The 6,924-nt window shown below is 36.7% G+C and carries 2 protein-coding genes; both read right to left on the minus strand.

What is annotated here, in order from left to right; translation table 11 throughout:
• Nucleotides 1-3,776 (minus strand): lectin like domain-containing protein (locus ACKI67_RS05110; protein ID WP_407462341.1); only part of this gene is annotated, 3,776 nt, incomplete at its 3' end.
• Nucleotides 3,777-4,022: 246 nt separating this feature from the next.
• A partial coding sequence (locus ACKI67_RS05115) for an Ig-like domain-containing protein (RefSeq protein ID WP_407462342.1) occupies nucleotides 4,023-6,924 on the minus strand: 2,902 nt, incomplete at its 5' end.

Raw genomic sequence — 6,924 nt, forward strand, 5'->3', positions numbered from 1 at the left:
GTCAAGTCAACAATTCCATCATCATTGGTTTCGGCATATAATGCCTCTTCATTGCCTCTATTGTCAGAAATGATGATTCTTAAAAGCTTGTTTGCAATTCCATTGCCGTCGTTGTCCTTCAACAATATGTTCAAGGTTTCATAAACATTCAATGAATCCTTTTCAATGGAAATATTAGGGGAATCCTTCCTCAAGACATTTACAATGAAGCTTAAGTCTGATTGGCTGTAAACCTCATCCTCTAAGAATTTCATATCAAAACCATAAGTTCCTTGAGTCAAATTAAGATTGAACTTGAAGATTCCATCTTCATCACTTCCTAAAGTGTAATTTTGACCTGATAGAGTATTGGTTAAATGAATAATCTTATCCTTGATGATCTTTGAGCTTTCATCAATCAAATAGAATTTAAGCTCATCATTGGACCATACAAATGTAGTGATATTGCCTAAATCATAGTCTCCAAGAATATTGATTTGGCTATTGATTCTTAAGGCGCTTACATTAAAGGTCATATTGCTTGAACTGTAATTGTTGCTTCCATTAAATGAAGCCAAGAACTCATAGTCTCCTGCAGTCAAGTCCAATATGAACTTTGCATACCCATTGCTATCAGTTATCAATGAAACAGGTGTAAAACTAATACCATTATTTTCACTGCCTATCAATGAGATCACTACAGTTTTTCCAGCGAGAGGGTTTGAACTCCAATCAAGCAATCTTATCAATACCTCATCCTGTGATTTGGCCTTTGTGCTTATGTTTTCAACTTGAACAAACTTGGTTAGACCACCGTAATACAACTGCAATACTGCAGAGTTGCTTGCATTTTGCGGCACGAATCCTGGATAAGCGAAGTTGAATCTTACAGTGAAAATGTCCTTGACCTGATTCATTGACAATTTAAGTTTCAATACAACTGATTCATCCTGACTCAAGCTGTCCAAATGCCATACTTTGGATGAGAAATCGAAGCTTCCCTTATAGTATTCTACAGATTTCACTGAAGCGCCATAATCTAAAATGGTGCTGACATTAATGTCATTTATCAAGTCCCCTTCATTGGTTATGGTGAGAGTCACCTCTACAGTATCTCCCTTATAATAGACGCTGGCATTTGATTTGACATTCAAAAATACGTCTGCATATCCTGAAGCATATGCCTTAAGGCATACGTTGGCCTTTTCCAAGGTATAATCTTCAGCGAATTGATAAAATTTGACCGGCTTGTTGTATAATGCCAAGTCATACCATTCGATGCCGTCTGGACTGATGAATGATTGGCCTTCCTCTGCATCTGCCCCACTGCTGTATGAAGACCTTTGAGCTTCAATAGCTACAGGGAATATGGTAATTGGAGTGGTTAATCTTACAGCCACCCTGAAAATGTCATTTTTTGTAAGTTCAACGAAATCATCCAATTTGACTGTGTGATAACCTGCGCCCTTGATTAATCCTTCCTGAATGTATTTTACAACACCGTTTACTGTGATGTTGACCAAATAGCTTGAATCTCCATAGGTATAAAGACCGAATGCAGATAACGGATTGTTGTTTTTAGCAATGAATTCATTTGCAAACCATGCAGTGCTGCAGGAGAAACCTATGGATTCAAAGGTGTTTCCCAATATGTCGTACTGATAGTTTGTCTTATAGTTTGTCACATTTTCAATATTGGTGAATGCCATTGCAGATATGCTGTCCAATCCATAGCCTGCAAATGATTTGTCATAATATGAGATGTACCAATATCCTTCATGACCATAGTTAGTGCCCCAACTGTTTTTAATGAGGAATGCACCATCACCAGGAGGTCTGACATCAAAATTGTCTGCAGAGTAATTGTCGTCCCAACCTACTATAGTAATCGCATGGTTGGATACGGATATTACATCCAAATAATAATCTGGAGCGTATTGGAATGAATCGTCAGCGTGAATTGTGGTATATAATGCACCATATGTCATCAATGCAGCCTTGATTTGGTCGATATCCAAATAATTCAAACGGACAGGAATATACAGGGCATCCTGAACATGTTTGGTGAGATTCAAATTGGATTTTGAGCTATGGCTTGTATCATCAAAAGGATCCAAAGCCTCATCTATAGGTCCGCTCCAGCGCAATAGGTAAGCAAGGGACATGAAATGATTACCTCCATCTGACCAGTCGGTACCGTTCAATCCATAGTAACCCATAAGATTTTTCATATTGTTTTCAGAGAAGTCATAGCTGACGTTTTCATACTTCAAGAGATATGATTCCATAGCAGCAAGAGTTGTAAATGCCCAACAGGACCCTGAACCTCCTTGGTCTTTTACGGATGTTACAAGGCCATAATCCCTTAAATCATATTTGGAAGGCAAATTAGTCAATTGATCTTCGCTGAATGGTCTTTCAAGAATCAATTGGTCTTCAAGGCACATGAATATACTGTTTTGGGGATTTTTAGCTATATTGTTTTCAAATTGAAGATTGGAACTGTTTATTATTCCATTTAAATTGAATACAGTACCATTGCTGTCACTTGTGCCGTTTGCCAAATTATTGGAGATTGTAGTGTTCTGCATAATGAGGTAATTTGCCTTGTTTATGATTGCTGAACCGAATGTATAGTTTCCATAAAGCTGATTGTTGTCGATTGTTGAATTGAGTATGTATATATTATGTGAAGCCCAAGTGCAGATTCCTCCACCTATTGAATAGTTGGAATAGATGGTATTGTCGCTTACTGTTGAATTGAAGAGCACCAATATTCCGCTATAGTCATAAATGGCTCCACCACATCCGGAATATCCTGTAACATTGTTTTCAATGAACCTTGAATTGATTATAGTGGTTTCACCCATATCATTCAACAATGCCCCTCCGTATGAATCGTCTTTTCCAGAAGCCTTATTGTTGATGAATGTTGTATTGTAAATCTTTACAAATGCCTTATCGATGTATATGGCTCCTCCGCTTCCAGGATATACTGATCCAATATAGGCAGTGTTGTTTGCGGTATTGTTGATGAAATTCACATTGACAATGTGCAATGCGCTTTCATTGGCATAAATTGCGCCTCCATAATATGAAATCCCATGTGAAAGGGTTAAATTGAATATGTTTACAAGAGGGCTTACAGCACCATAAGTCATTGGTGGGGAGATATAGAGTATTTGATATCTGTCTCCACCACTAATGATGGTGTTTGAAGTGCTTTCACCTACAAGGTTCAGATTCTTGTTGATGGTCATTCGTCTGGTGATTTGATAAAGCCCATTTGCCAAAAATATGTTTGTTTTGGTATTTGAACTGCTTATGAATTGATTGTAAGCAGAATTCAAAGTCTTGAATGGATTTTCAAAAGTTCCAGACTCTTCATCTCCAGTATATGAAGCATTTACAAAGATTGTATTAGAATCTGAAAAACTTACATTTAAGTTAGTAAAATTTGTATCTAAATTAGGAGAATTATAATCTTTAGTATTTGCTTCACCTACTGGATGATTTACGTTATCATAATCTTTAGAATTGATTAAACTGTCTTCCTTATTATTGTCGGATGCTGAATAATCCAAATCAGAATCATCATCAGAAATTGAATCTTCTAAATTGGAATCATCATTTGAACTATAATCATTTAAAATTACATCACCATCAATATTATCTATGCTTTGAGACTCTAAGCTTGTATCAGCTAAATCTGCATCCAATTCCTCTGCAAAACTTATAGGAATGCAAATCAAAGCCAATAATATTAAAGCAATGATTATTGATTTATTTAATTTCATAAAAATCCCCATTAAAAATTAATAAATAAATTAATATACCTATATAATTATTTTTTTATCTTTGAATATTTAAAAAAATATTTATTACTAAAATTGAATATTACACCGTTAAATTATTAAAAAAGCAATATTCAATTAAATTGGATATTGCCTTTAAATTAAAAATTATTTTACTGAAAACTTAATACAGCATTTGCATTATTTTATCACCAGTTAACCCATTTACCGATAACTACCTCTTAAAACTTATTTTATCACCAGTTGCCCTGTTTTGCTGATTGGCGCATACATTGTATTTCCTGCAAACTTAGCTGTGAAACTGTATGTTCCTTTTTTGCTTAAAGATACTTTAACGGTTGCAACACCTTTATCATTGGTGGTTGCGCTGTAAGATTTGCCATCTACAGCAAATGTGATCTTCTTGCCGCTTACCACTTTTCCGCTTGCTGACTTGAATGTTGCGGTTAAGGTTTTGCTTGCTGCACTTGCTTTATATGTTTTAGCTGGAACTGTTAAGCTTCCTTTTTGCTTGTTGACAACGATTTTCGCAACGATGAATGATCCATTATAATCCTCATCACCAAGGTAGCTTACAGCAAAGGTGTAGGTACCTGCATTCTTAAGGTTGATTTGAAGTTTTGCCTGACCGTTTTCATCTGTGTCTCTGTCGTATACATTACCATTGAATCCGATTTGGACATGCTTATTCTTCAATAAGTTGCCTTCTTTATCTTTCAATGTAATGTAGAAGTATTCGCCTATCCTTCCATCAGTATCAACATCAACAGCTGTTGTAGTCATGTTTTCATAAACTATTTGGGTTTCAATTCTGTCTTTGCCTATTGGGCCGACAGGAATGTTTACATCACTTCCAGAGCTTACACTTGTTACATCAAAGTCTAATGGATTGATTCCTGCATCCATTGTATTGCCTGTAATTGCAATGTCATTGCTTGGAGCAAGCACCGGTCTTTCTGATTCAAGCTGCAATACGGTAACAGATTCAGGTACAACACTTTCGTCTATCGCTTCAATTGTGTTGTCTGTAATGCTGATTGCTTGAGTGTCAATGGACAATGGATTGCTTGTGTCATTATCTGCAATAGCTTTGACAATCATATCCCCATTGTTGACCTTAAAGTCAATTCCAGTGATATTGACACTATCAGGGCCGTTTTCAGATTTTGCAGGTACATTGAAGATAGGATTTCCATTGCTTGCTGAAGTGATTCTTGTAGCTTCACTGCCTACAATAGCTACATCTTTAGTGATATTCACATTAGAGACATCGGTGTAATTGTAATCGCCTAACCTTACAATATCACCAGGGTTTGCAGCGTCAATAGCTGCTTGGATGTCTGCTGCATCTCCTGCATCGGTATGTTTGACAGTAACATTTCCTGGACCATAAACGGTTAATATGGCCTCACAAGATTTGGATCCATAAATCGCATCATCATAGCTTGCAAGAACCAGATAAGTGTTGGCCTCGTTTATAGGATCTATATCAATTGAACCTTTTCCATCCCTAATAACTACAGAATAATCCTTATCGTTGACATTGACATTGACTGTGATGCTTATTGGAACATTATCCTTGTCAAAGAGGAATACCTTGATGTTTGAAGATTCCCCTACCACAATATCATCAACTACAAGAGATAGGCTTGCATTGATAAGCTTGGATGTGTCGAATTCCAAGGACTGATTATCAATTGTTGCAGTAATAATATTGCTTTTTGAAGTGGATGAATAGACTGATTCTCCAACATTATCTACTAGAATAGCTGATTTTGGATTGAATGAGCCATTTGATGAGTCCAATTTGAATACGCGTTCAAATGGATAATAGATGTCATGATTTGGATTGTCCTTGATTAAAGTGCCGTCATTGTATTTATCCAAGGATACTGTGACTTGATATTCGAATAGATTTGAACTGGAATCGTTGATTTCCTCAACAGCCAAATCCATAAGAACCCATCTTCCTATGCTTGCATTGGAAGCTATGGTGGACAATTCACTTAAATCATTTACTCCCCACCAATTGTCCTCCAAGACTATTTTACCACCGCTAGGGAAGTAAACTGTAGTGTCCTTGTAGATTTGAATGTTCTTATCGCTATCCTTATTGTTGATTATTGCAGAATTGCTGATGTTCAAGTCCACGTTTCTATCCAATATCGCTCCGCCACCACGGGTATTCTTTGCAGTGTTATTCTCAAACAGGCTGTTTGTGATGGTTATGTTTCCTACTCTGCCATCAGTCTTGCCTATTAGATTCAATGCTCCTCCACCATAGGATGGGCTGGTGCTGGAACCTCCTGTTGCCTTGTTTCCTATGAAGCTGACATTGTCCATCAAAAAGTCTCCGATGCAGTTCTGCATGAATATTGCTCCACCATACATCGCCTGATTGCTGATGAATTTGGTGTTTTTGATGGATTTGAAGCCATCTACGTATTGCATGTAGATAGCTCCACCACCAAAGGTGCTGCTTTTTGCAGAATTGGAGATGAATTCACAATCTGTAATGTTCAAGCTTGGAGGATAGCTTAGGCTTGTATAATATCCATCAGTGTAGATTACTCCTCCGCTTGCATAATTACCTGACAATGCGGTATTTTCCACAAAGCTTGAATTGATGAGATTCAAATTACCTACAGAATAGATCACCGCACCATTCACATTCTTTACTTGGCAGTTTGTAACATAGACCCTATCTAAAGTCAAGTTACCCATATTAGTAAATGCTCCTCCTGAAGAAACGGTATTTACACCATTCATAATGGTTAGATTCTTTATGGTGAGGTCTCCTTCGAATATTGAAAACATTCCACCGGTGAATCCATCCCCATCAAATATGGTTTCATTTATTCCAGAACCTGTGATTATGAGATAGGTATAGTCTATATCAATGTCGCAGACATCATAGGTTCCTGGAAGAACGATTATCTCGTGAGAGCCAAAATCTTCATCTAGAGCAAGTTCAATAGCTTTTTCTATTGTTCTGACAGGAGCATCTTTAGAACCGTTTCTATCATCATTACCATCAACAGAAACGAAAATGACTCCTTTATAATTATTGATTTCAAATATTATATGATAAATTTCATTGTCTGTCTTTATATCAAGTGCACTGTAGGTG

This window comes from Methanobrevibacter sp., from assembly GCF_045577275.1.
Taxonomy (GTDB): Archaea; Methanobacteriota; Methanobacteria; order Methanobacteriales; family Methanobacteriaceae; genus Methanobrevibacter.